At 60.2% G+C, this 26,828-nt stretch carries 24 protein-coding genes; 14 read left to right on the plus strand and 10 right to left on the minus strand.

The window, feature by feature from the left end; translation table 11 throughout:
* Window positions 1-11 precede the first annotated feature (11 nt).
* Genes JFT86_RS04370 through JFT86_RS04385 form a run of 4 tightly spaced genes read right to left on the minus strand, consistent with a single transcriptional unit; the run spans window position 12 to window position 2,786 of the window.
* On the minus strand, window positions 12-539 hold the full coding sequence (locus JFT86_RS04370) for a pilus assembly protein PilP (RefSeq protein ID WP_201235888.1): 528 nt from the start codon (window positions 537-539) through the stop codon (window positions 12-14).
* Complete coding sequence (gene pilO / locus JFT86_RS04375) at window positions 536-1,159, minus strand: type 4a pilus biogenesis protein PilO (RefSeq protein WP_201235889.1); 624 nt, start codon at window positions 1,157-1,159, stop codon at window positions 536-538. Before pilO ends, JFT86_RS04370 begins: the two co-directional genes overlap by 4 nt.
* Window positions 1,156-1,722 (minus strand): PilN domain-containing protein, encoded by a 567-nt coding sequence (locus JFT86_RS04380; protein ID WP_201235890.1) that lies wholly within the window; start codon window positions 1,720-1,722, stop codon window positions 1,156-1,158. The genes pilO and JFT86_RS04380 overlap by 4 nt, the downstream gene beginning before the upstream one ends.
* Window positions 1,722-2,786 carry a pilus assembly protein PilM gene (locus tag JFT86_RS04385; RefSeq protein WP_201235891.1) on the minus strand — a complete coding sequence of 355 codons (1,065 nt, stop codon included), beginning with the start codon at window positions 2,784-2,786 and terminating at the stop codon, window positions 1,722-1,724. The genes JFT86_RS04380 and JFT86_RS04385 overlap by 1 nt, the downstream gene beginning before the upstream one ends.
* 215 nt (window positions 2,787-3,001) lie before the next feature.
* Between JFT86_RS04385 and JFT86_RS04390 the strand changes: the two genes are divergently transcribed.
* Window positions 3,002-5,449 (plus strand): penicillin-binding protein 1A, encoded by a 2,448-nt coding sequence (locus tag JFT86_RS04390; protein WP_201235892.1) that lies wholly within the window; start codon window positions 3,002-3,004, stop codon window positions 5,447-5,449.
* Window positions 5,450-5,689: 240 nt separating this feature from the next.
* Here JFT86_RS04390 and JFT86_RS04395 read toward each other — a convergent pair whose 3' ends face one another.
* From JFT86_RS04395 to rpmE, 3 genes are all read right to left on the minus strand, one after another.
* Window positions 5,690-6,958 carry a malic enzyme-like NAD(P)-binding protein gene (locus JFT86_RS04395; protein ID WP_008080650.1) on the minus strand — a complete coding sequence of 423 codons (1,269 nt, stop codon included), beginning with the start codon at window positions 6,956-6,958 and terminating at the stop codon, window positions 5,690-5,692.
* A 183-nt stretch (window positions 6,959-7,141) separates the two neighbouring features.
* A complete protein-coding gene (locus JFT86_RS04400; protein ID WP_201235893.1) occupies window positions 7,142-7,942 on the minus strand; it encodes a thermonuclease family protein in 801 nt (266 codons plus the stop codon).
* 14 nt (window positions 7,943-7,956) lie between these two features.
* Window positions 7,957-8,187 carry a 50S ribosomal protein L31 gene (gene rpmE, locus JFT86_RS04405; RefSeq protein ID WP_103305455.1) on the minus strand — a complete coding sequence of 77 codons (231 nt, stop codon included), beginning with the start codon at window positions 8,185-8,187 and terminating at the stop codon, window positions 7,957-7,959.
* Between the two features lie 285 nt (window positions 8,188-8,472).
* Here rpmE and JFT86_RS04410 point away from each other — a divergent pair, with 285 nt between their 5' ends.
* The 10 genes from JFT86_RS04410 to JFT86_RS04455 all read left to right on the plus strand — a co-directional run bounded on the left by JFT86_RS04410 (window position 8,473) and on the right by JFT86_RS04455 (window position 21,553).
* Window positions 8,473-10,692 carry a primosomal protein N' gene (locus JFT86_RS04410; RefSeq protein WP_201235894.1) on the plus strand — a complete coding sequence of 740 codons (2,220 nt, stop codon included), beginning with the start codon at window positions 8,473-8,475 and terminating at the stop codon, window positions 10,690-10,692.
* 213 nt (window positions 10,693-10,905) lie between these two features.
* Complete coding sequence (argS, locus tag JFT86_RS04415; protein WP_201235895.1) at window positions 10,906-12,642, plus strand: arginine--tRNA ligase; 1,737 nt, start codon at window positions 10,906-10,908, stop codon at window positions 12,640-12,642.
* A gap of 1 nt (window position 12,643) precedes the next feature.
* Window positions 12,644-13,351, plus strand: coding sequence for an SPOR domain-containing protein (locus JFT86_RS04420; protein WP_103307342.1), 708 nt, complete (start codon window positions 12,644-12,646; stop codon window positions 13,349-13,351).
* Window positions 13,352-13,638: 287 nt separating this feature from the next.
* Window positions 13,639-14,175, plus strand: a complete 537-nt coding sequence (gene hslV, locus JFT86_RS04425) for an ATP-dependent protease subunit HslV (RefSeq protein ID WP_003220875.1) — start codon at window positions 13,639-13,641, stop codon at window positions 14,173-14,175.
* Window positions 14,176-14,223: 48 nt separating this feature from the next.
* The gene (hslU, locus tag JFT86_RS04430) at window positions 14,224-15,561 is read left to right on the plus strand and encodes an ATP-dependent protease ATPase subunit HslU (protein WP_201235896.1); all 1,338 of its coding nucleotides are present in this window, start codon (window positions 14,224-14,226) and stop codon (window positions 15,559-15,561) included.
* Between the two features lie 126 nt (window positions 15,562-15,687).
* A complete protein-coding gene (locus JFT86_RS04435; protein WP_201235897.1) occupies window positions 15,688-16,065 on the plus strand; it encodes a DUF971 domain-containing protein in 378 nt (125 codons plus the stop codon).
* A 258-nt stretch (window positions 16,066-16,323) separates the two neighbouring features.
* The gene (gene phaC / locus JFT86_RS04440) at window positions 16,324-18,003 is read left to right on the plus strand and encodes a class II poly(R)-hydroxyalkanoic acid synthase (protein WP_201235898.1); all 1,680 of its coding nucleotides are present in this window, start codon (window positions 16,324-16,326) and stop codon (window positions 18,001-18,003) included.
* A 223-nt stretch (window positions 18,004-18,226) separates the two neighbouring features.
* On the plus strand, window positions 18,227-19,081 hold the full coding sequence (gene phaZ, locus JFT86_RS04445; protein WP_034152967.1) for a poly(3-hydroxyalkanoate) depolymerase: 855 nt from the start codon (window positions 18,227-18,229) through the stop codon (window positions 19,079-19,081).
* A gap of 138 nt (window positions 19,082-19,219) precedes the next feature.
* Complete coding sequence (phaC, locus tag JFT86_RS04450) at window positions 19,220-20,902, plus strand: class II poly(R)-hydroxyalkanoic acid synthase (RefSeq protein WP_201235899.1); 1,683 nt, start codon at window positions 19,220-19,222, stop codon at window positions 20,900-20,902.
* A gap of 30 nt (window positions 20,903-20,932) precedes the next feature.
* Window positions 20,933-21,553, plus strand: coding sequence for a TetR/AcrR family transcriptional regulator (locus JFT86_RS04455; RefSeq protein WP_201235900.1), 621 nt, complete (start codon window positions 20,933-20,935; stop codon window positions 21,551-21,553).
* Between the two features lie 193 nt (window positions 21,554-21,746).
* On the opposite strand, the gene JFT86_RS04460 is transcribed toward JFT86_RS04455, so the two are convergent.
* The 3 genes from JFT86_RS04460 to JFT86_RS04470 all read right to left on the minus strand — a co-directional run bounded on the left by JFT86_RS04460 (window position 21,747) and on the right by JFT86_RS04470 (window position 23,594).
* Window positions 21,747-22,655, minus strand: coding sequence for a phasin family protein (locus JFT86_RS04460; RefSeq protein ID WP_201235901.1), 909 nt, complete (start codon window positions 22,653-22,655; stop codon window positions 21,747-21,749).
* A 10-nt stretch (window positions 22,656-22,665) separates the two neighbouring features.
* The gene (locus tag JFT86_RS04465; RefSeq protein ID WP_201235902.1) at window positions 22,666-23,088 is read right to left on the minus strand and encodes a phasin family protein; all 423 of its coding nucleotides are present in this window, start codon (window positions 23,086-23,088) and stop codon (window positions 22,666-22,668) included.
* Window positions 23,089-23,318: 230 nt separating this feature from the next.
* Entirely contained in the window at window positions 23,319-23,594 is a 276-nt protein-coding gene (locus JFT86_RS04470) for a polyhydroxyalkanoic acid system family protein (protein WP_201235903.1), read from the minus strand.
* A 166-nt stretch (window positions 23,595-23,760) separates the two neighbouring features.
* On the opposite strand from JFT86_RS04470, the gene ubiE reads away from it, so the two are divergent.
* From ubiE to ubiB, 3 genes are read left to right on the plus strand one after another with little or no spacing between them, the layout of a single operon-like run.
* Entirely contained in the window at window positions 23,761-24,531 is a 771-nt protein-coding gene (gene ubiE / locus JFT86_RS04475; protein ID WP_003220857.1) for a bifunctional demethylmenaquinone methyltransferase/2-methoxy-6-polyprenyl-1,4-benzoquinol methylase UbiE, read from the plus strand.
* Window positions 24,531-25,154 carry an SCP2 domain-containing protein gene (locus tag JFT86_RS04480; protein ID WP_201235904.1) on the plus strand — a complete coding sequence of 208 codons (624 nt, stop codon included), beginning with the start codon at window positions 24,531-24,533 and terminating at the stop codon, window positions 25,152-25,154. The genes ubiE and JFT86_RS04480 overlap by 1 nt, the downstream gene beginning before the upstream one ends.
* A complete protein-coding gene (gene ubiB, locus JFT86_RS04485) occupies window positions 25,151-26,755 on the plus strand; it encodes a ubiquinone biosynthesis regulatory protein kinase UbiB (protein ID WP_201235905.1) in 1,605 nt (534 codons plus the stop codon). The genes JFT86_RS04480 and ubiB overlap by 4 nt, the downstream gene beginning before the upstream one ends.
* Window positions 26,756-26,828: the final 73 nt, after the last annotated feature.

A 26,828-nucleotide genomic window follows, 5' to 3' on the forward strand; every position in this document is an offset into this window, starting at 1 on the left:
TTCGACTTCCACTATGAGTGCTCTTTCAAAGGAATGGTGCGCGGACGTTCCAGCCAGGCGCCTTCGCCGTCGGGGACGATTTCGACCACATCGACCTGAGTGGCACTGATGGCGACGATGCGACCATCGTTGCGCCCCAGGTAATCACCGACCTTCAGGCGATGCACGCCGCCAGCCCCACGCAACAGCGCAAAGGAGCCAGTGGCGTTGCCAATCGTGCCGACCATCTCGAACTGCTCGATGTTGAAACCTTCGAGGTATTGCTTGACCCGATTGGGGTCGGGCTTGACGTTGCGCGAGCCGTGCTTCTGCCCGGCGAGATCGACGCGCACCTGGCGCGAAAACGGACTGCGCAGGTTGGCCGCGCTGTAAGTGAAGGTCGGGTAAGAGCGGAATGTCGGAGTGGGTTCGATCTTGCCCGACGGGCGTAACCGCACTTCATTCATGTAGGCATCGAGATCGCTGAAGTCATCGCCATCGCCACAACCGCTCAAAGTCAGCAACGCCACTGCCAGTGCGAAATAACGAATCGGGCTCATTTCTGCAGCCCCTTGTCGTTATAGCGGTACGTCTTGGCGAGGATGCTCATGCGCAGTTTCGGCCCGCCCTCTTTATTGGCCGGCGCCAGTTCGAAGTCGTGCAGAGTCACGATGCGCGGCAACCCGGCCACACCACTGACGAAAGTGGCGAGGTCGTGATAGGCGCCAGTGACGGTGATCTGGATCGGCAGTTCGATATAGAACTGCTGGGTGACCTCCGGGAGCAGTTTGATTTCTTCGAACTCAAGGCCACTGCCCAACCCGGTACGCGTGATGTCTTCCAGCAGGCCCGGCACCTCGGTGTCGCTGGGCAACTGTCGCAGCAACACGCCGAAGGAGTTCTCCATCTCCTTCATCTGTTGGGTGTACAGCTCCAGATTGGCGGAAATATGCGCCTTGCTGGCGAATTGTTCCTTGAGCGTCGCCTCCTCCTCGCGCTTGAGCTCGAGCTGATTTTCCATGTCACTGATGAAAAAGTTATAGCCAAGCGCCAACACCAGCACCATCAGTAGCGCCCCGGCGATGGCTTTGACCGCCCCTGGCCAGGAGCCGATGTTGCTGGTGTCGAGGTCGTTGAAGTCGATGCTGCGCAAGCTCTCCAGCCAGTCGGACGGTTTCATTGTTCGTCCTCCAGCGTCTTCGGCTGAGTCTGACGAACGGTCAACTGAAAGACATTGGCCTGTTCCAGTTGATCGGCGGAAGTCGCTTTGACCTCGGTCAGGCTCGGCGCATCGAACCAGTCGGAGGCGTCCAGATTGCGCATCAACTCGGAGACGCGATTGTTCGACTCGGCCGCGCCGCTGATCGACAGGGTCTTCCCGACCATTTTCACGTCGGTGAAATAAACGCCGTCCGGCAGCGTTCGCGCCAGTTGATCGAAGATCCGTCCGCTGACCTGCCGGTTGCCCTGCAGGTCCTGGATGATGCGCATGCGCTCGACCAGTTGCTGACGGTGCGCCTTGAGGTCGCTGATCTGTTTGATCCGTTCGTCGACTACGGCAATCTGCTTGCCGATGTAATCATTGCGTGCGACCTGCCGGTCGATGGCGGCGCTGAAGATCTGATCGGCGATGAACACCACCCCCACCGAACCGACCACCACGCCGATCAACGCCAGCATGAAGCGTTTGCGCCGCTCTTCGCGGCGCTCCTCGCGCCAGGGCAACAGGTTGATCCGCGCCATCAGTCGAAACTCCTGAGCGCGAGCCCGCAGGCAATCATCAGGGCCGGCGCGTCACTGGCCAGGGCCCCGGCGTTGACCTTGCTGCTCAAGGCCATGTCGGAAAACGGATTGGCCACTTGCGTCGGAGTGCTCAGGCGCTGCTCGATCAACCGGTCCAGGCCTGGCACCGACGCCGTGCCACCGGCGAGCAGAATGTGGTCGACCGCGTTGTATTGGCCGGAGGCGAAGAAAAACTGCAACGAGCGCGACACTTGCTGCACCAGTGCTTCGCGAAACGGCTGCAGCACATCGCTGACGTAGTCATCAGGCAGGCCGCCCTGCTTTTTTGCCAACCCCGCCTGCTCGAGTGTCAGGCCATAACGACGCTGGATTTCCTCGGTCAGTTGCCGGCCGCCGAACAACTGCTCGCGGGTGTAGATGATCTTGCCGTTGTGCAGGACGCTGAGGGTGGTCATGGTCGCGCCAATATCGACCACCGCCACCGTCAGGCGCTCTTGCGAAGCGGCCAGTTGCGTCGCGAGCAAGCCGAACGAGCGCTCCAGCGCATACGCTTCGACGTCGACCACGCGCGCCGTCAGTCCGGCGAGCGCCAGCGCCGCTTCACGGACTTCGACGTTTTCCTTGCGACAGGCGGCGAGCAGTACGTTGACTCGTTCAGGGTTGCGCGCCGAAACGCCCTGGACCTCGAAGTCGATGGCGACCTCGTCCAGTGGATAGGGAATGTATTGGTCGGCTTCAATCTTGAGCTGGTTTTCCAGCTCGTCGTCGGACAGCCCGGCGTCCATTTCGATGATTTTGGTGATCACGGCAGAACCGGCCACCGCCACCGCGACGCTCTTGAGCCCGGTGCGTGCCTTGACCAGCACCCGGGTCAATGCCTGGCCGACGCCTTCGAGTTCGGCGATGTTCTTTTCGACCACGGCGTTCGCCGGCAATGGCTCCACCGCGTACGCCTCGACACGATAGCGATCACCCTGACGGCTCAGTTCCAGCAGCTTCACCGAGGTGGAGCTGATGTCGATCCCCAGTAACGTATTGGCTTTTTTATTGAAGAGTCCCAGCACTACCAATTCCCTATGACTTTCCGTGAGTTACGGACTCTGTAATACGCATTGCGTTCCTTCACCCCGTCTTGACAGAAGCGCAAATGACGCCCCCAGCAGAAAAGTGCTTATAATGCCCAGCGATTTTTTCCGCTTTTTACTGCCTGCGCGGATGGCTCTGTGTGTTGCCGGAGCCCCGTCGCCAAATTCATTCTTGCCCTGGATGTCCAAACGCCTTGATTCGTCTGCTGAAATTTTTCGGTTGGTCCATCGTCGCCGTTTTCTGCGGACTGCTTTTAGGTCTCAGCGGCGCGTATCTTTACCTTAGTCCGGGTTTGCCATCCGTGGAGGCTCTGAGAAGCATTCAGTTGCAGATTCCTCTTCGGGTCTACAGCAGCGATAACAAGTTGATCGCAGAGTTTGGCGAAATGCGCCGTACTCCGATCCGTTTCGCCGACATTCCACCCAATTTCATTAATGCGTTACTAAGTGCTGAAGACGACAATTTCGCCAACCACTATGGCGTCGATCCGAGCAGCCTGATGCGTGCCGCGACACAACTGGTCAAGAGCGGGCACATTCAGTCCGGCGGCAGCACCATCACCATGCAGGTGGCGAAGAACTTCTTCCTGACCAGCGAACGCAGCTTCTCGCGCAAAACCACCGAAATTCTTCTGGCACTGCAGATCGAACGGCAGCTGACCAAGGACGAAATCCTTGAGCTGTACGTCAACAAGATCTATCTGGGCAACCGCGCCTATGGCATTGAGGCGGCGGCGCAGGTGTATTACGGCAAGTCGATCCGCGACGTCAGCCTGGCGCAGATGGCGATGATCGCCGGCCTGCCGAAAGCCCCTTCGCGCTTCAACCCATTGGCCAACCCGGCGCGCAGTAAAGAGCGTCGCGACTGGATCCTCGGGCGCATGTACAAGCTCGGCAAGATCAGCGAGGCGGACTACACCGCCGCCATCAACGAGCCGCTGAACGCCAGCTATCACGTGCCGACCCCGGAAGTGAACGCACCGTACATCGCCGAAATGGCCCGCGCCGAAATGGTCGGCCGTTATGGCAGCGACGCTTACACCGAAGGTTTCCGCGTCACCACCACGGTGCCGAGCAACCTGCAGGAAATGGCCAACACCGCGCTGCACGAAGGCTTGATGACCTACGATCAGCGTCATGGCTACCGTGGTCCGGAGTCGCGCCTGCCGGGCAAGACCCGTGAGGCCTGGGCCAACGAACTGACCAAGCAACGCACCATCAGCAGCCTGGAGCCGGCAATCGTTACGCAGGTCGACAAGAACGGCCTGCAAGTGCTGACCCGCACCGGCGAAGAGCATGTCGCCTGGGACACCATGAAATGGGCCCGTCCGTTCCTCAATACCAACAGCATGGGCGCCACCCCGCGTCAGCCGTCGGATGTCGCGCAGGTCGGCGATCTGGTTCGCGTCCAGCGCCAGAAGGACAACTCGCTGAAGTTCAGCCAGATTCCTCAGGCGCAAGGCGCGCTCGTCTCGCTGGACCCGCAGAACGGTGCGATCCGCTCGCTGGTCGGTGGTTTTGCTTTCGAGCAAAGCAACTACAACCGCGCCATGCAGGCCAAGCGTCAGCCGGGTTCGAGCTTCAAGCCGTTCGTCTACAGCGCCGCACTGGATAACGGCTACACCGCCGCCACGCTGGTCAACGACGCACCGATCGTGTTTGTCGACGAGTATCTGGACAAGGTCTGGCGCCCGAAGAACGACACCAACACCTTCCTCGGCCCGATCCGTCTGCGTGAAGCGCTGTACAAGTCGCGTAACCTGGTGTCGATCCGCTTGCTGCAAGCCATGGGCGTCGGCAAGACCATCGACTACATCACCCGCTTCGGTTTCAACAAACAGGATCTGCCGCCGAACCTGTCGCTGGCGCTGGGCACCGCGACCCTGACGCCGATGGAAATTGCTACCGGCTGGAGCACGTTCGCCAACGGCGGCTACAAGATCACCCCGTACATCATCGACAAGATCGAAAGCCGCAATGGCGACACGCTGTTCGTCGCCAACCCGCCAACCGTGCCGCAGGGTGGCTCGGCCACTGATGGCATTGCGGCGCCGGCCGCACAGTCTTTTACCGTCAATGCCGCACCGGTTCCGGGTGAAGCTCCGGGCGCTGCAGCGGCGCCCCAGGCGCCGGCCGTGGCCGAGCGGATTGTCGACGGTCGCACCACGTACATCCTCAACAGCATGTTGCAGGACGTGATCAAGCTCGGCACCGGCCGTCGCGCACTGGCCATGGGGCGCAGCGACATCGCCGGTAAAACCGGTACCACTAACGAATCGAAAGATGCCTGGTTCTCCGGTTACAACGCCGATTACGTGACCACTGTGTGGACCGGCTTCGACCAGCCGGAAAGCCTTGGTCGCCGCGAGTTCGGCGGCACTGTGGCACTGCCGATCTGGATGAATTACATGTCGGCAGCGCTCAAGGACAAGCCGCCTCACGTCCAGCCTGAACCAGAGGGGCTGCTCAGCCTGCGGGTTGATCCGGTCAGCGGCCGCGCGGCGACGCCGAGTACGCCTGGCGCCTACTTCGAGCTGTTCAAGTCTGAAGACACGCCACCGTCGGTGAATGAACTGGGTAACGGCACCGCACCGGGCAGTCCGCTGCCAGCAGATGAGCAAGCGCCGATCGACTTGTTCTGATCCAGCGCCAACAAAAAGCCCCGCCCTCGTGAGAAGTGCGGGGCTTTTTATTGCCTGCCATTTGAGATATCAGCCGAGCTGACGTCTTCGCGAGCAGGCTCGCTCCCACAGGAGGATTGTGTTTCAAGGTGGGAGCGAGCCTGCTCGCGAAGAGGCCCTGACGGGCACCGCAAAACCCTCAGGCACAAAAAAGCCCCGACTCTCACGAGCCGGGGCTTTTGTTTGAAGCGCTACATCGGCTTAGCCGTTGAACACGTCATCCACGCTTTTCAGCGGGTAGTTCTTCGGATACGGCAGGGTGGCCACACCGGTCTCGATTGCAGCCTTGGCCACAGCGTCGGAGATCAGAGTGATCAGGCGCTTGTCCATTGGCTTCGGAATGATGTACTCACGGCCGAATTCCAGCGGAGCACCACCGTAGGCATCGCATACGTCCTGTGGAACAGGCAGCTTGGCCAGTTCACGCAGGGCGTTGGCGGCAGCCACTTTCATTTCTTCGTTGATGCGCTTGGCGCGAACGTCCAGGGCACCACGGAAGATGAACGGGAAGCCCAGTACGTTGTTGACCTGGTTCGGGTAGTCCGAACGGCCGGTGGCCATGATCACGTCGCTACGGGTGGCGTGCGCCAGTTCCGGGGAGATTTCCGGATCCGGGTTCGAGCAAGCGAAGACGATCGGGTTGGCCGCCATCGACAGCAGGCCTTCCGCGCTCAGCAGGTTCGGGCCGGACAGACCGACGAACACGTCAGCGCCTTGCAGAGCGTCAGCCAGGCTGCGCTTGTCGGTGGCGTGGGCGAACACGGCTTTGTACTGGTTCAGGTCGTCACGGCCGGAGTGGATCACGCCGGTACGGTCAACCATGAAGATGTTTTCGATGCGTGCGCCCATGCTCACCAGCAACTTCATGCAGGAGATGGCGGCAGCGCCGGCGCCCAGGCAGACGATCTTCGCGTCCGGCAGGGTTTTGCCAGCGATTTCCAGGGCGTTGATCATGCCCGCAGCGGTCACGATCGCGGTGCCGTGCTGGTCATCGTGGAACACCGGAATGTCGCACTGCTCGATCAGAGCGCGCTCGATCTCAAAGCACTCAGGGGCCTTGATGTCTTCCAGGTTGATGCCACCGAAGGTGATGGAGATGCGCTTTACGGTGTCGATGAAGGCTTGCGGGCTTTCGGAGTCGACTTCGATGTCGAAAACGTCGATACCGGCGAAGCGCTTGAACAGCACGCCTTTGCCTTCCATCACTGGCTTGGAGGCCAGTGGGCCGAGGTTACCCAGACCCAGAATCGCGGTGCCATCGGAAATGACTGCAACCAGGTTGCCCTTGCCGGTGTATTTGTAGGCCAGTTCAGGATCGCGAGCGATCTCACGTACTGGTTCAGCTACGCCGGGGCTGTAGGCCAGCGACAGGTCGCGGGCGGTAGCAGTGGCCTTGGTGAGCTCGACACTCAGCTTCCCTGGACGAGGATTGGCATGATATTCGAGAGCGGCAGTTTTCAGATCAGACATTTTGGCATTCCGCTTTTTACTGTTGGACAGACTGGTCAGCGAGGATACGCGCCTCGCAAAGTCCCCACAAGACTGAGCAGTCACCCCTGTCAAGCGCCCTGTCCTACGACTTTGGGCCAAGAGCCACGGCGCACAAGGGCTTGACTGTTCACAATCGACAGAAAAAATGTCTACAATTTTTCTTCAGCGTGCACTTTGCAGCATGGAAGGATCAGTCAGTGGCAGCAACCAACGCGGCTGACCCGCTTGCAATCCACCACGCCGCGAACGATCCACCACCCAGCCACGGGCCTCGATCTGCTTGCCTTTTAGTGATTGCAGGCGAGCACTGTCGAATTGTCCGACCAGATTGGGTGCAACGCGCAATACAAGTGAGTCCTGCAACTCGATCCAGATTCCACCGCGATTGCGCTGCACCTTGCTCACACGACCGCTGACCACGGCAAAACCCGAGCGCTGGATTTGCTCTGCTTTCAGTACAGGAGACTGCCGCCAGAGGCCCCGACCGGCCTGCCGCGCGCTGCGCTCAGCGGCTTGCTGACAGGCAACCAGATCGACATTCGGCGCCACAGCGACCTGAAAACCCAGGCCATCAGCGAGCATTTGCGCTTCGATACTGGCGCCGCTGACGTTATAGAGGTGAGCGAGCGTACGCCCGTAATGGTCTTTGGCTTGCTTGCCAAGGCGCAAACCGACTCGTCCACCGCTATCGGCCACCAGCGCCTCAAGGCGTTTGCGTGCCGCCACGGCAAACGGTTCATCGCTGCGCCCCTGCTTGCCCAGTTCAGGCGTGTTGAGGCCGATCATGCGCACACTGCGACCGTCGGTCAGGCGCACGGTATCGCCATCGACCACGCGCTGCACCGTCACCGTGGTCATTTCCGAAGGCGTCGGGCAAAAGGCTTGCGCGCCGGACAGCCAAATCGCGGACATAAAAAAGGCGCCCGCGAGGGACGCCTTTTTCAGCAGTGAGGAAAAGCCCATCGGGCTCTTCAACCTTACTCTGCTGCTGGAGCAGGTTTCTTGCCGAAAGCACCGAAACGGTCGGCGAAGCGCTGAACGCGGCCGCCAGTGTCCAGAGTCTTTTGCTTACCGGTGTAGAACGGGTGGCATTCGTTGCAAACGTCGATCGCCAGAGGCTTGGCCAGGTTCGAACGAGTTTCGAACTTGTTGCCACAGCTGCAGGTAACTGCGGTGACTTCGTATGTTGGATGAATATCAGCTTTCATGATGTCTTCCTCAGGCTAGCGTGCCGCCACTCAACACTATTGTTGAATACCGCACGTAATTAGGCCGCGGATTCTACCAGACAATGTCAATCGCGCAAGCTGTCCCTTAGACCGACCGTCTGCTAGGCTCCCGGTCCAATACGCGATCCTGTAGGAGTGAGCCTGCTCGCGATAGCGGTGTATCAGACGACATAAATGTTGAATGACAAACCGCTATCGCGAGCAGGCTCACTCCTACATAGGTATGCGTCATGCCCCTGTTTTGTTTATAGAGATCCCCCCCGCGTGCCCGACGCCATTCTGCGCCTTGCCTTGCCTTCACCCCTGCGCCGCCTGTTCGACTATCGAGCGCCGGCCGGTGTGCTGCGCGAGCAATTGCAGCCAGGCATGCGCCTGCGCGTACCGTTTGGCCGGCGCGAGATGATCGGGATTCTGGTCGAGATCACGGACACCAGCGAAGTGCCGGTGGAAAAACTGAAACCTGCGCTGGCCTTGCTCGATGCCACGCCGCCATTGCCACCGGCGCTGTTCAAACTGTGCCTGTGGACGTCCCAGTATTACCAGCACAGCCTCGGCGACACCTTGAGCTGGGCGCTGCCGGTGCTGCTGCGTCAGGGCGAACTGGCCGAGGCCCGACAGGAGCGTTTCTGGTCAGTGGTGCCGGGCGCCAGCGTTGACGATCCGCGTATCGCCCGTGCGCCGCGCCAGCGTGAAGCGCTGACAACACTGGCCCAGCACCCGCACGGCGTCGCCCATCAGTTGCTGAGCAAACTGATGTTGAGCAAGGACAGCCTCGATTTGCTGCTGGCGAAAAATCTGGTGCAGGTGGAAATCCGCCGCCATGCACCCGGCGTGCGTCATGAGCATTGGCTCGCGCAACCGGAATTGCCCCTCAATGCCGAGCAACGCGCCGCCTATGAAGCGATTCGTGCCGGTTTCGACAGTTATCACGCCTTCCTGCTGGCGGGTGTCACTGGCAGCGGCAAGACCGAAGTCTATTTGCAGTTGATCCGCGAGACCCTCGAAGCGGGCAAGCAGGCGCTGGTGCTGATCCCGGAGATCAACCTCGGCCCGCAGACCCTCGCCCGTTTCGAACAACGCTTCAATGCGCGCATCGCCCTGCTGCACTCGGCCGTCAATGATCGCGAACGCCTCGAAGCCTGGCTCGCGGCGCGTGATGGCGAGGCGGACATTATTATCGGCACCCGCTCGGCGCTGTTCACCCCGATGAAGAATCCGGGACTGATCATCATCGACGAAGAACACGACGGCTCTTATAAACAGCAGGAAGGTCTGCGCTATCACGCCCGGGATCTGGCACTGGTGCGTGCGCGCCAGGAAAACATCCCGATCGTCCTCGGCTCCGCGACGCCGTCGCTGGAAAGCCTGCACAACGCCTACACCGGTCGTTACGGCCTGTTGCGCCTGAATGAACGCGCAGGCGGTGCAAAGCAGCCGCGTTTCCTGCGCCTGGACGTGAAAAGCCGTCCGTTGGACAGCGGTATTTCCGGGCCGATGCAGCAAGCCATCGGCCAGACGCTGGCGAATGGGCAACAGGTGCTGGTGTTCCTCAACCGTCGCGGCTTTGCGCCAACGTTGCTGTGCCACGATTGCGGCTGGATGTCCGAGTGTTCGCGTTGTGATGCGCGAATGACCGTGCACCAGCGTTACGGCGAACTGCGCTGCCACCACTGCGGTTACGTTGAACGCACACCGCGCCAATGCCCGAAGTGCAATAAGGTCGATCTGCGCCCGGTCGGCGCCGGCACCGAGCGGGCCGAAGAGCGTCTGGCCATTCTGTTCCCCGATTACCCGGTGCTGCGGGTCGATCGCGACAGCACTTCGCGCAAGGACGCGATGAATCAGTTGTTCGCCACGATTCAGAAAGGCCAGCCGTGCATCCTGGTCGGCACGCAGATGTTGGCCAAGGGGCATCACTTTCCACGGGTGACGCTGGTGTCGATTCTCGATGCCGACGGCGGATTGTTCTCCGGTGACTTCCGCGCCAGCGAACGCATGGCGCAGTTGATCGTGCAGGTCGCGGGCCGTGCCGGACGGGCGGAGGAGCCGGGCAAGGTGATCATCCAGACCCACCTCGCCGACCACCCTTTATTGGTGCAACTGACCGAGCAGGGTTATTTCGCCTTTGCCGAGCAGGCCTTGAGCGAGCGTCGCGCCGCGGGTCTGCCGCCGTTCGCGCATCTGGCGTTGTTACGCGCCGAAGCGCACAAACCGGGGCAAGCGGAAGGTTTTCTTGACGAGGCGTGCAGTGAGGCCGAGCGTTTGCTGGTCGAGCAGGGGCTGAGCGGGATTGAACTGCTGGGGCCAGTGCCGGCGCCGATGGAGCGTCGCGCCGGGCGCTATCGTGCGCAACTTTTGTTGCAGGCGACGGCGCGGGCACCGCTGCATCGATTGCTCGCCAGTTGGCTGCTGGTGCTGGAGCAGATGCCGAGCGGGCGGGCGGTGCGCTGGTCGCTGGATGTCGACCCCGTCGATTTGTATTGAAGATCAAGAGATCGCAGCCTTCGGCAGCTCCTACAGGAAAATGCACATCCCTGCGTAGGAGCTGCCGAAGGCTGCGATCTTTTGATCTTAATGTCACCACATATCCATAACCTGCCTGCTAAGGTTGGCAAGCCCGTCTTCGCAACGGATAATGCCCAGTTTTTCCACCCGCGCATCGATGCGCCGCCGCGCTTGCGGTCGAAAGAGAAGACCATGAAAGACACCATTCGCCAGCTGATCCAACAAGCCCTCACCCAACTCGTCAACGAAGGTGTGTTGCCTGAAGGCCTGTCGCCGGCGATCCAGGTGGAGAACGCCCGGGACAAGACCCACGGCGACTTCGCCAGCAACATCGCGATGATGCTGGCCAAGCCTGCCGGCATGAAGCCACGCGATCTGGCGGAAAAAATCATCGCCGCGCTGCCGGCTGACGAGAACGTTACCAAGGCCGAAATCGCCGGCCCCGGCTTCATCAACTTCTTCCAGAATACCCAGGCGCTGGCTTCGCGCCTCGACGCCGCGCTGGCCGACGCTCACGTTGGCGTACGCAAGGCTGGTCCTTCGCAGCGCACCGTGGTCGACCTGTCGGCGCCAAACCTGGCCAAGGAAATGCACGTTGGCCACCTGCGTTCGACCATCATCGGTGACGGTGTAGCCCGCGTTCTCGAGTTCCTCGGCGACGAAGTGATTCGTCAGAACCACGTCGGCGACTGGGGCACGCAGTTCGGCATGCTGATGGCCTATCTGCAGGAAAACCCGATCACCAGCGACGAGCTGTCCGATCTGGAAAACTTCTACCGCGCCGCCAAGCAGCGCTTCGACGAGTCCGAAGAGTTTGCCGACCGCGCCCGTGGTCTGGTGGTCAAGCTGCAGGCCGGCGATGCGGAGTGCCTGGCGCTGTGGACCAAGTTCAAGGACATCTCGCTGTCGCACTGCCAGAAGATCTACGAGCTGCTAAACGTCAAACTGACCATGGCCGACGTGATGGGCGAAAGCGCCTACAACGACGACCTGATCAACGTGGTCAACGACCTGAAAGCCGCCGGCATGCTGGTCGAAAGCAACGGCGCCCAGTGCGTATTTCTCGACGAGTTCAAGAACGCCGACGGCGACCCGCTGCCGGTGATCATCGTCAAGGCCGACGGCGGCTACCTGTACGCCACCACTGACCTGGCGGCCGTGCGCTACCGCAGCGGCAAGCTGAAAGCCGATCGCGCGCTGTACTTCGTCGATCAGCGCCAGGCCCTGCATTTCCAGCAAGTGTTCGCCGTGGCGCGCAAGGCCGGTTTTGTGACTCATCCGATGGAGATGGAGCACATGGGCTTCGGCACCATGAACGGCGCCGATGGCCGCCCGTTCAAGACCCGTGACGGCGGCACCGTAAAACTGATCGATCTGCTGACCGAAGCGCAGGAACGCGCCTACAACCTGGTGAAAGAGAAGAACCCGGAGCTTGCCGAAGACGAACTGCGCAACATCGCCAAAGTCGTCGGCATCGGCGCGGTGAAATACGCCGACCTGTCCAAGCATCGCACCAGCGACTACAGCTTCAACTTCGACCTGATGCTGAACTTCGAAGGCAACACTGCGCCGTACCTGCTGTACGCCTACACCCGCGTGGCCGGTGTGTTCCGCAAACTGGGCAAGGACTTCAGTGAAGTCGACGGCCAGATCGTTCTCGAAGCGGCGCACGAGCAAGAGTTGGCGGCGAAACTGGCGCAGTTCGGCGAAGTGCTGAACAACGTGTCCGACAAAGGCACGCCGCACATCCTCTGCACCTACCTGTACGACGTTGCCGGTCTGTTCTCCAGCTTCTACGAGAACTGCCCGATCCTCGCCGCCGAAACCCCGGCCCAGATGCAGAGCCGTCTGCGCCTGGCCGCGCTGACCGGCCGCACCCTCAAGCAAGGCCTGGAGCTGTTGGGTCTGGAAACTCTGGAGCGTATGTAAGTTGGCTGCCAAGAAAAAACCTGCACCCAAGCGTGGCGCCAGCCGTTACCAAGCTCCTGCGAAGCAACCGATTCCGGGTTGGCTGTGGATGGCCATCGGCCTGACGGTCGGCGCGTTCATCGTGTTCCTGATGAAACTGGAGCCGGGCAAGGGCAGCGACACGGTCAAGCGTGAAAAGGTCGAACAGGCGCAACAGCAGAAAGCGTCGAAGATCGCCGAGGCCAACAAGACCCCGCCGAGCCCGACGCAACCGGTGAAGCCGAAGTACGACTTCTACACGCTGCTGCCGGAATCGGAAGTGATCGTGCCGCCGGACGCCGTGCCGGAGAAAACCCTGCCGACGCCGCAAGTGCCGACGACTCCGGTCACTCCGGCGGAAGCGGCAAAAATCGACACTGCACGCGCTCAAGCGGCACTGGCCGGAATTACCCCGCCGCCAGCGCCACCGGTGGCCAAAGCGGCACCCGTGACCAAGTTCTTCCTGCAGGCGGGTTCGTTCCGCAAGGAAACCGATGCCGACAAAGTCCGTGCGCAGATCATTCTGCTTGGTCAGGCGGTGGCGGTTGAGTCCGGCACAGTGAAGGATGAAACCTGGTATCGCGTACTGGTCGGCCCGTTCAGCAACCGCGAACAGCTGACAACGGCACAGAAACAACTGGCTGGCGCCGGTTTCAGCAACCTGTTGTTACAACAACGCCAAAGCCGCTGATTGTCTCCCGTGGGCACCTCACTCTGAGGCTGCCCACAATCCCTGTGGTGAGGGGATTTATCCCCGACCGGCTGCGCAGCAGTCGTATATCCAGCATTCGCGGTGTGTCAGACCGACTGCAATTGCAGGTTTCAGGGCCGCTTCGCGCCCCATCGGGGATAAATCCCCTCGCCACAGTCATCACACGCCATTCGTCTCCCATTGCCCTCCCCGGTTGAAATCCTCTCCAGCACCCCCATATGAATGGGCATAAGGCACTTTCGCCCCGCTGTGTGGAGACTCTTCCCTTGACCACCATCGTTTCAGTCCGCCGTCACGGCAAAGTCGTCATGGGCGGCGACGGCCAGGTTTCTCTCGGCAATACCGTGATGAAAGGCAACGCGAAAAAAGTTCGTCGCCTGTACCACGGCCAGGTCATCGCCGGTTTCGCCGGTGCCACCGCCGACGCCTTTACCCTTTTCGAACGTTTCGAAGGCCAGCTTGAGAAACATCAGGGCCACCTGATCCGCGCCGCTGTCGAACTCGCCAAAGAATGGCGCACCGACCGTTCCCTGAGCCGCCTCGAAGCCATGCTCGCGGTCGCCAACAAAGACGCGTCCCTGATCATTACCGGCAACGGTGACGTGGTCGAACCGGAAAACGGTCTGATCGCCATGGGTTCCGGCGGCGGCTATGCGCAGGCTGCCGCCAGCGCCCTGCTGAAAAAGACTGATCTGTCGGCCCGTGAAATCGTCGAAACCGCTTTGGGTATCGCCGCCGACATCTGTGTATTCACCAACCACACTCAGACCATTGAGGAGCAGGATCTCGCTGAAGAAGCCTGAGTCGGCCCTGTGCCACGGCTTTTTTCTGCTTGAGGACCGTCAATTATTATGTCCATGACTCCCCGCGAAATCGTCCACGAACTCAACCGCCACATCATCGGCCAGGACGATGCCAAGCGCGCCGTCGCGATTGCCCTGCGCAACCGCTGGCGCCGCATGCAGCTGCCTGAAGAGCTGCGCGTTGAAGTGACCCCGAAGAACATCCTGATGATCGGCCCGACCGGCGTCGGTAAAACCGAGATCGCCCGTCGCCTGGCAAAACTGGCCAACGCGCCGTTCATCAAAGTCGAAGCGACCAAGTTCACCGAAGTCGGTTACGTCGGTCGTGACGTCGAGTCGATCATCCGTGATCTGGCCGACGCGGCGATCAAGATGCTGCGCGAGCAGGAAATGACCCGCGTGCGCCACCGCGCCGAAGACGCCGCCGAGGACCGTATCCTCGACGCGCTGCTGCCGCCGGCACGCATGGGCTTCAGCAACGAAGAAGCTCCAAGCTCGGATTCCAACACCCGTCAGCTGTTCCGCAAGCGCCTGCGCGAAGGTCAGCTGGACGACAAGGAAATCGAAATCGAAGTCGCCGAAGTGTCCGGCATCGAAATCGCCACGCCGCCAGGCATGGAAGAGATGACCAACCAGTTGCAAAGCCTGTTTGCCAACATGGGCAAGGGCAAGAAGAAGTCCCGCAAGCTCAAGGTCAAAGAAGCGCTGAAGCTGGTGCGCGACGAAGAAGCCGGGCGTCTGGTCAATGAAGAAGAGCTGAAGGCCAAGGCGCTGGAAGCGGTTGAACAGCACGGCATCGTGTTCATCGACGAGATCGACAAAGTTGCCAAGCGCGGTAACGTCGGTGGCGCCGATGTGTCCCGTGAAGGCGTGCAGCGCGACCTGCTGCCGCTGATCGAAGGCTGCACCGTCAATACCAAACTGGGCATGGTCAAGACTGACCACATCCTGTTCATCGCTTCCGGCGCGTTCCACCTGAGCAAGCCAAGCGATCTGGTGCCGGAACTGCAAGGCCGTCTGCCGATCCGCGTCGAACTCAAGGCGCTGACCCCGGAAGACTTCGAGCGCATCCTCAGCGAACCGCACGCCTCGCTCACCGAGCAATACTGCGCACTGCTGAAAACCGAAGGCCTGAACATCCAGTTCCAGCCTGAAGGCATCAAGCGCATTGCCGAGATCGCCTGGCAGGTCAACGAGAAGACCGAGAACATCGGTGCCCGTCGTCTGCACACCCTGCTTGAGCGTCTGCTCGAAGAGGTGTCGTTCAGCGCCGGTGATATGGCCAGCACGCACGACGAGAAGCCGATCCTGATCGACGCCGAGTACGTCAACAGCCACCTCGGTGAATTGGCGCAGAACGAAGACCTGTCCCGTTATATCCTGTAGGTCACCTTCCCTGTAGGAGCTGCCGCAGGCTGCGATCTTTTGACTTTGATTTTTAAAAGACAAGATCAAAAGATCGCAGCCTTCGGCAGCTCCTACAGGGTGTTCCATCTAGTCGGATGACCTGCAATGACTACTATTCCTACCGACATCAAACTGCACAAAGCCTCGAAAACCCTGACGCTCACCTACGCGTCCGGCGAGGAATACACCTTGCCCGCCGAATTTCTGCGCGTGCATTCCCCCTCCGCCGAGGTCCAGGGCCACGGCAAACCGATCCTGCAATTCGGCAAGCTCAACGTTGGTCTGAGCAAGCTGGAACCGGCCGGTCACTACGCACTGAAACTGACCTTCGACGACGGTCACGACAGCGGCTTGTTCACCTGGGATTATCTCTACGAGCTGGGGCGACGTTATGACGCACTCTGGGCCGATTATCTGGCCGAGCTCAAAGCCGCCGGAAAAACCCGCGACCCGGACGAGTCGATCGTCAAGCTGATGCTCTAGCCCGAGCCTTGCGCTCATTAGAGGGCATTTTCTAAATTCATCTGTTTGAATGCTCCGCTGTGTGGCCGAGGATCGGCCTGCTTGCGAAAAAAATTAAACTCGGGTAACCAATGGAGCTGGCAAGTTCCCTGCAGTGCTCTACGACTGTAAAGCAGCTATGCAGAATTAACGGTCACCCGAGCAGTAGTACCTGGCATTGGCTGTGGAACTGCACAGCAGAAAACCGGGTACTCGTCTCAGGACAATGGAGCGTCGTAGATGAGTAACAAGAATAACGATGACCTGAAGTACCAAGCCTCGGAAAACACCCTGGGGCTTAATCCCGTCGTTGGGCTACGCGGAAAGGATCTGCTGGCCTCTGCTCGTATGGTGCTGAAACAGGCCATCAAACAACCGATCCATAGTGTCAAACACGTCACCCATTTCGGCCTCGAACTGAAGAACGTGTTGTTCGGCAAATCCGAGCTGCAACCGGCCGGCGATGACCGTCGCTTTGCCGATCCGGCGTGGAGTCAAAACCCGCTGTACAAACGTTATCTGCAAACTTACCTGGCATGGCGCAAGGAACTCCATTCCTGGATCGATGACAGCAGCCTGTCACCCAAAGACATCGCGCGCGGCCACTTCGTGATCAACCTGATGACCGAAGCCATGGCCCCGACCAACACGGCGGCCAACCCTGCTGCGGTCAAACGTTTCTTCGAAACCGGCGGCAAAAGCCTGCTCGACGGCCTCTCGCATCTGGCCAAGGATCTGGTACACAACGGCGGCATGCCGAGCCAGGTCAATATGGGCGCGTTCGAGGTCGGCAAGAGCCTCGGTGTCACCGAAGGCGCGGTGGTGTTTCGCAACGACGTGCTGGAGCTGATCCAGTACAAACCGATCACCGAGCAGGTCCATGAGCGTCCATTGCTGGTGGTGCCGCCGCAGATCAACAAGTTCTATGTTTTCGACCTCAGCCCGGACAAGAGCCTGGCGCGCTTCTGCCTGCGCAACAACGTGCAGACGTTCATCGTCAGTTGGCGCAACCCGACCAAGGCGCAGCGCGAGTGGGGTCTGTCGACGTACATTGATGCGCTGAAAGAAGCGGTCGATGTGGTCACCGCGATCACCGGCAGCAAAGATGTGAACATGCTCGGCGCCTGCTCCGGCGGCATCACCTGCACCGCCCTGCTCGGCCACTACGCCGCAATCGGCGAGAAGAAGGTCAACGCCCTCACCCTGCTGGTCAGCGTGCTCGACACCACGCTGGACAGCGACGTCGCCCTGTTCGTCGACGAACAGACCCTGGAGACCGCCAAGCGCCATTCGTATCAGGCCGGCGTGCTCGAAGGCAAAGACATGGCCAAGGTCTTCGCGTGGATGCGTCCCAACGACCTGATCTGGAACTACTGGGTCAACAACTACCTGCTCGGCAACGAGCCGCCGGTGTTCGACATCCTGTTCTGGAACAACGACACCACACGGTTGCCGGCCGCGTTCCACGGCGACTTGATCGAAATGTTCAAAAACAACCCACTGATTCGCCCCAATGCACTGGAAGTGTGCGGCACACCGATCGACCTCAAGCAGGTCACGGCCGACATCTTCTCGCTGGCCGGCACCAATGACCACATCACCCCGTGGAAGTCCTGCTACAAGTCGGCGCAGCTGTTCGGTGGCAAGGTCGAGTTCGTGTTATCGAGCAGCGGCCATATCCAGAGCATTCTCAACCCGCCGGGCAACCCGAAATCGCGTTACATGACCGGCGAGGAGATGGCGGCCAATGCCGATGACTGGCAAGAGAACTCGACCAAGCACACCGATTCCTGGTGGCTGTACTGGCAGGCGTGGCAAGCCGAGCGCTCGGGCAACCTGAAAAAGGCCCCGCTGAAACTGGGCAATAAGGCGTATCCGGCCGGTGAAGCCTCGCCGGGCACTTACGTTCACGAGCGGTAACTGACACACCTCGATCCCCCAAATTGTGGGGTGAAACTGTGGCGAGGGGATTTATCCCCGATGGGCAGCGAAGCGGCCCCAAAACCAGCTGACGCGGTATTTCTGAACAACCGCGTGTGAGGATTTTGCGACTGCTGCGCAGCCGAACGGGGATAAATCCCCTCGCCACATGGCTCACTCCTACACGGAATCGGGTGTACTTAAAATCCACAGGGCCTGAAGCATGCCGCAACCGTTCATATTCCGTACCGTCGATCTGGATGGCCAGACCCTCCGCACGGCGGTACGCCCCGGCAAGCCTCACTTGACGCCCTTGCTGATTTTCAACGGCATCGGCGCCAACCTGGAGCTGGTGTTTCCGTTCGTCGCGGCACTGGACCCGGATCTGGAAGTGATCGCATTCGACGTGCCCGGTGTCGGCGGCTCCTCGACGCCGAACCGGCCGTATCGCTTTCCCGGGCTGGCCAAGCTGACCTCGCGGATGCTCGATTACCTCGACTACGGTCAGGTCAACGTCATCGGCGTGTCGTGGGGCGGCGCACTCGCGCAGCAATTCGCCTACGACTACCCCGAACGCTGCAAGAAACTGGTGCTGGCGGCGACCGCTGCCGGTGCGGTGATGGTGCCGGGCAAACCGAAAGTGCTATGGATGATGGCCAGCCCCCGGCGCTACATCCAGCCATCCCATGTCATCCGCATCGCGCCATTGATCTACGGCGGCTCGTTCCGCCGCGACCCGACGCTGGCCGCCAGCCACGCGGCGAAAGTGCGTTCGGCGGGCAAGCTCGGTTACTACTGGCAACTGTTTGCAGGCCTCGGCTGGACCAGCATTCACTGGCTGCACAAGATCCATCAACCCACGCTGGTGCTGGCCGGTGACGACGATCCGCTGATTCCATTGATCAACATGCGCATGCTCGCCTGGCGCATTCCCAACGCCCAACTGCACATCATCGACGACGGTCATCTGTTCCTGATTACCCGCGCCGAAGCAGTGGCGCCGATCATCATGAAATTCCTCCAGGAGGAGCGTCAACGCGCCGTGATGCATCCGCATCCGACACCGCTGGGCGGTTGACCGCGGCGGCAGGCTTTATGCAGGACTTTCTACAAAGTGCGCGGCAGGACGCCGCGCAGGCAGCAACCCGCAACAGCGTCTATGGTGTTCTGGTTCGGTGAGTTTGTTTTTGGCCTGAAGACGAAGGAGTGTTGAGTCATGCGCGACAAACCAGCGACGGGCGTAGTGCCCAGCCCCGCCGTGTTCATCAACGCACAAAGTGCGATCACCGGCCTGCGTGGGCGGGATTTGATCTCGACCTTGCGCAGCGTCGCCGCCCATGGCCTGCGCAATCCGATTCACAGCGCGAAGCACGCCTTGAAACTCGGCGGCCAGTTGGGCCGCGTGCTGCTGGGCGAAACCCTGCACCCGACCAATCCGCAGGACACCCGCTTCGCCGACCCGGCGTGGAGCCTCAATCCGTTCTACCGGCGCAGCCTGCAGGCGTATCTGGCCTGGCAGAAACAGGTCAAGAGCTGGATCGATGACAGCAACATGAACCCGGACGACCGCGCCCGTGCACACTTTGCCTTTACCCTGCTCAACGACGCCGTGGCGCCGTCAAACACCCTGCTCAACCCGCTGGCGATCAAGGAGCTGTTCAACTCCGGCGGCAACAGTCTGGTGCGCGGCCTCAGTCATCTGTTCGATGACCTGCTGCACAACGACGGCTTGCCACGCCAAGTCACCCGCCAGGCATTCGAGGTCGGCAAGACCGTTGCCACCACCACCGGCTCGGTGGTGTTTCGCAACGAACTGCTGGAGCTGATCCAGTACAAGCCAATGAGCGAAAAGCAGTACGCCAAGCCACTGCTGGTGGTGCCGCCGCAAATCAACAAGTACTACATATTCGACCTGAGTCCACACAACAGCTTCGTCCAGTACGCCCTGAAGAACGGCTTGCAGACTTTCATGATCAGCTGGCGCAACCCCGATGTGCGTCATCGCGAGTGGGGTCTGTCGACCTACGTCGAAGCGGTTGAAGAGGCGATGAACGTGTGCCGGGCGATCACCGGCGCCCGCGAGGTCAACTTGATGGGCGCCTGCGCTGGCGGGCTGACCATCGCAGCCTTGCAGGGTCATTTACAGGCCAAACGGCAGTTGCGGCGCATCTCCAGCGCGACGTATCTGGTCAGCCTGCTCGACAGCGAGATCGAAACCTCTGCCACGTTGTTTGCCGATGAGCAAACCCTCGAAGCCGCCAAGCGCCGCTCTTATCAAAAGGGCGTGCTGGACGGTCGCGACATGGCCAAGGTCTTCGCCTGGATGCGTCCGAACGATTTGATCTGGAGTTACTTCGTCAACAACTACCTGCTGGGCAAAGAACCGCCCGCCTTCGACATCCTTTACTGGAATAACGACAACACTCGTCTGCCCGCCGCGTTTCACGGTGACCTGTTGGACTTCTTCAAACACAACCCGCTGACCCATCCGGGTGGGCTGGAAGTGTGCGGTACGCCGATCGACCTGCAAAAGGTCACCGTCGACAGCTTCAGCGTCGCCGGCATGAACGACCACATCACGCCGTGGGACGCGGTGTATCGCTCAACCTTGCTGCTGGGTGGCGAGCGCCGTTTCGTGCTGTCCAATAGCGGCCACGTGCAAAGCATCCTCAACCCGCCGAGCAACCCGAAAGCCGCGTACGTCGAGAACGGCAAGATGAGCAGCGACCCACGCGCCTGGTACTACGACGCCAAACACGTCGACGGCAGCTGGTGGCCGCAGTGGCTGGAATGGATTCAACAACGCTCGGGCGCCCAGCATGAAACCCAGATGACTCTCGGCAACCCGAACTATCCACCGATGGAGGCGGCGCCCGGTACATACGTGCGTGTGCGCTGACGCTTAACCGAACTTTTCTAAGAAGACTGGATGAAAACCCGCGACCGGATTCTCGAATGTGCTCTGCAACTGTTCAACGAAAAGGGCGAGCCGAACGTCTCCACCATGGAGGTGGCCAACGAAATGGGGATCAGCCCCGGCAACCTCTACTACCACTTCCACGGCAAGGAGCCGCTGATACTCGGCTTGTTCGAGCGCTTCCAGAATGAACTGGCACCGCTGCTCGATCCGCCCTCGGATGTTGAACTGGCACCGGAGGATTACTGGCTGTTTTTGCATTTGATCGTCGAGCGACTGGCGCAGTACCGGTTCCTGTTTCAGGACCTGTCGAACCTGGCCGGACGGCTGCCGAAACTGGCGAAAGGGATTCGTCATTTGCTCAACGCGCTAAAGCGCACGCTGGCGTCTTTGCTGGCGCGGTTGAAGGCGTCGGGGCAGTTGGTCAGTGATACCCAGGCGCTGGGGCAACTGGTGGAGCAGATCACCATGACCTTGCTGTTTTCACTGGACTATCAGCGGATTCTGGATCGTGAGGGTGAGGTTCGGTTGGTGGTTTATCAGATCATGATGCTGGTGGCACCGCATCTGTTGCCATCGGTGAAAGTGGCGACCGAGCGGATGGCCCTGCAGTACCTCGAAGATCACGAATAATCTGAGCCAACCCATACCCTGTAGGAGTGAGCCTGCTCTCGATAGCGATCTGTCAGTCGACACCCTTTTGACGGATAGACAGCTATCGCGAGCAGGCTCACTCCTACAGGGATTCGCAGTGGTTTGAGATTATCTGCACAAACAAAAACGCCCGACCTTCACAGGCCGGACGTTTTGTTTTGCCCTGAAAAAATCAGGACTGACTGGTTGGCGTCGACGGCGTCGATGCAGCAGTCGGGGTCGCCGCCGGAGTCGGTGCAGCGGCGGAGTTCGACGTGCTGACCGGAGCTGCCGCAGTGGCAGGTTTGACGGCGGCAGGTGCTGCCGGTTTCGGCGCGGCCGGTTTTTTCGCTGCCGGTTTTTTCGCCGCAGCGGGTTTGGCCGCTGGCTTGGCAGCCGGTTTGGCGGCAGCGGTTTTCGCTGCTGGCTTGGCGGCTGGTTTTGCAGCTGGCTTCGCTGCAGTTTTGGCAGCAGGTTTGGCTGCGGCTTTGGCGGCGACCGGTTTGGCCGCTGCTTTGGCGGCAGGCTTGGCAGCGGCAGTTTTGGCTGCGGGCTTGGCGGCTGCTTTCGCTGCAGGTTTAGCTGCCGCTTTTACCAATGGCTTGGCCGCGGTTTTCGCCGCTGGTTTAGCCGCTGCAGTTTTCGCTGCCGGTTTTGCCGCAGCAGCTTTCGCCGCTACCGGACGGGTCTTCTCGCCAGTCAGTTTTTCGATCTGCTTGGTCAGGTTTTCTACCTTGCTGTGCAGAGCTTTCACTTCGTTGCGGCTCGGTACGCCCAGGCGCGAAATCGCGCTGTTCAGGCGCTTGTCGAAAGCCCCTTCCAGCTCGTCCCACTTGCCCAGTGCGCGATCTTTCACGCCGCTGATGCGCGATTTGGCCGAAGAAGCGGAATCCTTGGCGGCATCGACTTTTTTGCCGACTGCGGACTTGGTGAGCTTCTCGGCTTTCTCGCCGTCTTTGACCAATGTATCGAAGAGCTTGCTGCCGTCAGTGTCGATCTTCGAGTACACGCCTAAACCAGCCAGCCAGATTTTACGGGAGTAGTCTTCGACCTTCCCAATCCACGAGCTGCCTTCTTTATCGGTGTTCTTTTTACCAGCCATCCCGTTCTCCTTAAGATTTACGCGCGACGCGTTCGAGCAATGCCGTCAGCTCATCGAGCTTAGCAGAGAGTGTCTCAACGTCATGTTTAGACGGAATGCCGATACGATTCAAGGCGCTTGCTACACGGGAGTCGAACGCCTTCTCGACCTTGTCGAGCTGAACTTCGACACGACCTTTGAAAGAACTGACTTCGCTCTTGGCATCGTCGATCTCGGCGTTGGCCGCTTCGAGTTTTTCGGTAACTACTTTTTTGCCTTTCTTTTCAACAGTTTGACCAGCCTTGATCAACTCTTGAAAGTACTCGCTGCCCTCTTGGCCGACCTTGGCGTAGGCACCCAGGCCTGCCAGCCAGATCTTGCGGGCATAGGATTTGACGTCGCTCAGAGCAGAAGTCGAAGCGTCGATTTTTTTCTTCAAAATAACTTTGGCCATGGTGCACCTCACGCGCAGAAGGTTTGAGGAACTGCCCGCAGGTTTGTCGGGCTCAGGCACAAAGTAGGCAGAAAAATTAGAAACGGCACCCTAACAACTGACATAAAAGCCCGGGTGCAGCGCAAAAAAATGTAGGAGTGAGCCTGCTCGCGATAGCGGTCTGTCATTCAAAGAAATTTGACTGACAGACCGCTATCGCGAGCAGGCTCACTCCTACAGGGGATCGTGTTTCAGACCAGCGCTTTGTCGAGTGCCTTCTCGATCTCGGCTTTGATCATGCCGCTCATGGCCGACATCATCAGGCCCAGTTCCACGTCGACCTTGATCGAGTCTTCCGCCACGTGCACCGCACCCTTCACGCCCGAGCGCTTGAGGTTCAGGGTGTCGCCCGACCACTGCGGCTCCAGACCATATTGCTCGGAGAGTTTCTGCGCCAGTTTGTCGGCCTTCTCGCGGGCGGCTTCCTTGCCCAGGCTGTGCGCACGCTCAACACTGATTTTGGCCATTGAATGACTCCTGTTTTTTGAAGATGACGATGAATGCTTGTCGGTAAATCTTGACCGCATCTGCGGCAAATCGTCCCGAAGGTTGCCCATCTTACCTTTAGCCATTCCAAGACAAAGCATGGCTTGGGGATTAGAATGTCGCGCATTCTCTTTTGGTGACAGCGATATGACTGATCAGCGCAAAGGCAGCGATGCCGAACCCACCACTCACTTCGGCTTCAAAAACGTTCCGGAAAGCCAGAAAGCGGAAAAAGTCGCTGAGGTTTTCCACTCGGTAGCCGCCAAGTACGACCTGATGAACGACCTTCTGTCGGGCGGCATGCACCGTCTGTGGAAGCGTTTTGCGATCGAACTGTCGGGCGTGCGCAGCGGTAACCGCGTACTGGATATTGCCGGTGGCACTGGCGACCTGACCAAAAAGTTTTCGCACCTGGTTGGCCCTACCGGTCAGGTCGTATTGGCCGACATCAACGAATCGATGCTCAAGGTCGGTCGTGACCGCCTGCTGGATCTGGGTGTGTCGGGCAACGTTGAATTCGTTCAGGCGGACGCGGAAAAACTGCCGTTCCCGGACAACCACTTCGACTGCGTGACCATCGCCTTCGGCCTGCGCAACGTGACGCACAAGGAAGACGCGCTGCGCTCGATGCTGCGCGTGCTCAAGCCCGGCGGTCGTCTGCTGGTGCTGGAGTTCTCCAAGCCGACCAACGCACTGATGTCGAAAGCCTACGACGCCTACTCGTTCGCTTTCATGCCGCTGATGGGCAAGCTGATCACCAACGACTCGGAAAGCTATCGCTACCTGGCCGAATCGATCCGCATGCACCCGAATCAGGAAACCCTGAAGTCGATGATGGTCGACGCTGGTTTCGACCGCGTGACCTATCACAACATGACCGCAGGCATCGTCGCCCTGCACCGCGGCATCAAGCCCTGATGTTGCTCACCGGGCTGCTCGCCAGCGTCGAACTCGGGCTGAACCGGGTGCTGCGTCTCGACAGCACGGCGCTGCCGCGGCTGGCGCATCTGACCGGCAAGGTGATTGCCGTGGATTGCCGCAACCCGGCGTTGCAACTGTTCATCCTGCCGAGCGATGAAGGCCTGATGCTGGCTTCGCACTGGGAAACCGGTGTCGACTGCACCTTGCGTGCGCCGGCTTCCAGCCTGATCAAACTGGCCGTGAGCAAGGACAAGACGGCGGTGCTGCACGCCCCGGAAGTCGAGCTTGATGGCGACAGCGGCGTGCTGCTGGAACTGGCCGGCGTGCTGCAGGATCTCGAGCTGGATTGGGAGTACGAACTCTCGCGCTGGCTCGGCCCGGTCGCCACGCAACTGGTCGGTGGCCACCTGCGCAGCCGCGCCCGCTGGTATCAACAAGGATTTGCCAGCCTCAACCAGAATCTCGCCGAATACCTCGCCGAAGAATCGCGCACCCTCGTCGGGCAGCGCGAAGCCGAAGCGCGGTTCAGCGAACTGGACCGGATCAAACTTGATCTGGAACGCCTCGAGGCGCGTTTCGAGCGCCTTTCCCGATCCCTCGACCCAAGCGATAACGCATGAAGCTGCTTGCCGTCCGCCGTCTGTTGCGCATCCAGCGCGTCGTGATCCGTTACCGTCTCGATGATCTGCTGTTCGATCTGCCGCTGCCCTGGTTTCTGCTGGCGCTGCGTTACGTGCTGCCATGGCGCTGGTTTCCGCGCAAGCCGCTGGAGCTGGCCCGTGGCGCGCGTTTGCGCCTGGCGTTGCAGGATCTCGGGCCGATTTTCATCAAGTTCGGGCAGATCCTCTCAACTCGCCGTGACCTGCTGCCGGAAGACATTGCCGATGAGCTGATGCGCTTGCAGGATCGCGTGCCGCCGTTCGATTCGCAGCTCTCGATCAAGCTGATCGAAGAGCAGCTGGGCAAGAAGATCAGCGACGTGTTCAGCCGTTTCGACGTTGAACCACTGGCCTCGGCCTCGGTCGCGCAGGTGCATGCCGCGCAGCTGAAAAGCGGTGAAGAAGTCGTGGTGAAGGTAATCCGCCCGGGTCTGAAGCCGATCATCGCCCAGGATCTGGCGTGGCTGTTCATCCTCGCCCGCGCCGCCGAAAAAGTCTCGGCCGACGCCCGCCTGCTGCACCCGGTGGACGTGGTTCAGGACTACGAAAAAACCATCTACGACGAACTCGACCTGCTGCGCGAGGCGGCGAATGCCAGCCAGTTGAAGCGCAACTTCGAAGGTTCGCCGCTGCTCTACGTGCCGCAAGTCTATTGGGACTGGTGCCGGCCGAAAGTGCTGGTGATGGAGCGCATCTACGGGATTCAGGTAACGGATCTGGCGACCCTCGCCGACCAGCGCACCGACATGAAAATGCTCGCCGAGCGCGGCGTGGAGATCTTCTTCACCCAGGTGTTCCGCGACAGTTTCTTCCACGCCGACATGCACCCGGGCAATATCTTCGTCAGCACCGTCAACCCGTGGAGCCCGCAGTACATCGCGATCGACTGCGGCATCGTCGGCAGCCTGACCCCGGAAGATCAGGATTATCTGGCGCGCAACCTGTTCGCTTTCTTCAAGCGTGACTACCGTCGCGTGGCGCAGTTGCACATCGACTCGGGCTGGGTGCCGGCAGAGACCAAGCTCAACGAATTCGAAGCGGCGATCCGCACCGTCTGCGAGCCGATCTTCGAAAAACCGTTAAAAGATATTTCATTTGGCCAGGTGCTGATGCGCCTGTTCCAGACCGCACGACGCTTCAACATGGAAGTGCAGCCGCAACTGGTGCTGCTGCAAAAGACCTTGTTGAACATCGAAGGTCTCGGTCGTCAGCTCTATCCGGATCTGGATCTGTGGAACACCGCGCAGCCGTTCCTCGAACGCTGGATGCGCGAGCGCGTCAGCCCGAAAGCCTTGCTCGGCAACGTACAGAGCCAGTTCGAACAGATTCCGCATCTGGCCAACATGGCCCGTGACCTGCTCGAACGCATGTCCCAACCGCACGCCAACGACCCGCCACCACCATGGCACAAACGCAAGGACGACTGGTTCCTGCGCCTGCTCGGCAGCGCCCATCTGGCGGGCGGCACGATCCTCGCCGCCGGTGGCCCGATGCATGAATTGGGGCATTGGCCGGCGGGAATCATGGTGGCAGTCGGCTTGTATCTGGTCGTTCGCCGATAGCCAGTTCCGTGATCGGCTGGCACACTGTTTCAACGCCTGAACCCGACTATTGAAGTGTGGGTTCGCTGTCGGA

The sequence above is a fragment of the Pseudomonas sp. TH06 genome (assembly GCF_016651305.1).
Lineage (GTDB): Bacteria > Pseudomonadota > Gammaproteobacteria > Pseudomonadales > Pseudomonadaceae > Aquipseudomonas.

Coding starts and splice junctions, on each gene's coding strand:
- phaZ (WP_034152967.1), top strand. CDS start 18,227: ATGCCGCAACCGTTCATATTCCGTACCGTCGATCTGGATGGCCAGACC.
- argS (WP_201235895.1), top strand. CDS start 10,906: ATGAAAGACACCATTCGCCAGCTGATCCAACAAGCCCTCACCCAACTC.
- JFT86_RS04370 (WP_201235888.1), bottom strand. CDS start 539: ATGAGCCCGATTCGTTATTTCGCACTGGCAGTGGCGTTGCTGACTTTG.
- JFT86_RS04455 (WP_201235900.1), top strand. CDS start 20,933: ATGAAAACCCGCGACCGGATTCTCGAATGTGCTCTGCAACTGTTCAAC.
- pilO (WP_201235889.1), bottom strand. CDS start 1,159: ATGAAACCGTCCGACTGGCTGGAGAGCTTGCGCAGCATCGACTTCAAC.
- JFT86_RS04395 (WP_008080650.1), bottom strand. CDS start 6,958: ATGTCTGATCTGAAAACTGCCGCTCTCGAATATCATGCCAATCCTCGT.
- JFT86_RS04470 (WP_201235903.1), bottom strand. CDS start 23,594: ATGGCCAAAATCAGTGTTGAGCGTGCGCACAGCCTGGGCAAGGAAGCC.
- phaC (WP_201235898.1), top strand. CDS start 16,324: ATGAGTAACAAGAATAACGATGACCTGAAGTACCAAGCCTCGGAAAAC.
- phaC (WP_201235899.1), top strand. CDS start 19,220: ATGCGCGACAAACCAGCGACGGGCGTAGTGCCCAGCCCCGCCGTGTTC.
- ubiE (WP_003220857.1), top strand. CDS start 23,761: ATGACTGATCAGCGCAAAGGCAGCGATGCCGAACCCACCACTCACTTC.
- rpmE (WP_103305455.1), bottom strand. CDS start 8,187: ATGAAAGCTGATATTCATCCAACATACGAAGTCACCGCAGTTACCTGC.
- JFT86_RS04400 (WP_201235893.1), bottom strand. CDS start 7,942: ATGGGCTTTTCCTCACTGCTGAAAAAGGCGTCCCTCGCGGGCGCCTTT.
- JFT86_RS04380 (WP_201235890.1), bottom strand. CDS start 1,722: ATGGCGCGGATCAACCTGTTGCCCTGGCGCGAGGAGCGCCGCGAAGAG.
- JFT86_RS04465 (WP_201235902.1), bottom strand. CDS start 23,088: ATGGCCAAAGTTATTTTGAAGAAAAAAATCGACGCTTCGACTTCTGCT.
- JFT86_RS04435 (WP_201235897.1), top strand. CDS start 15,688: ATGACTACTATTCCTACCGACATCAAACTGCACAAAGCCTCGAAAACC.
- JFT86_RS04460 (WP_201235901.1), bottom strand. CDS start 22,655: ATGGCTGGTAAAAAGAACACCGATAAAGAAGGCAGCTCGTGGATTGGG.
- hslU (WP_201235896.1), top strand. CDS start 14,224: ATGTCCATGACTCCCCGCGAAATCGTCCACGAACTCAACCGCCACATC.
- JFT86_RS04480 (WP_201235904.1), top strand. CDS start 24,531: ATGTTGCTCACCGGGCTGCTCGCCAGCGTCGAACTCGGGCTGAACCGG.
- ubiB (WP_201235905.1), top strand. CDS start 25,151: ATGAAGCTGCTTGCCGTCCGCCGTCTGTTGCGCATCCAGCGCGTCGTG.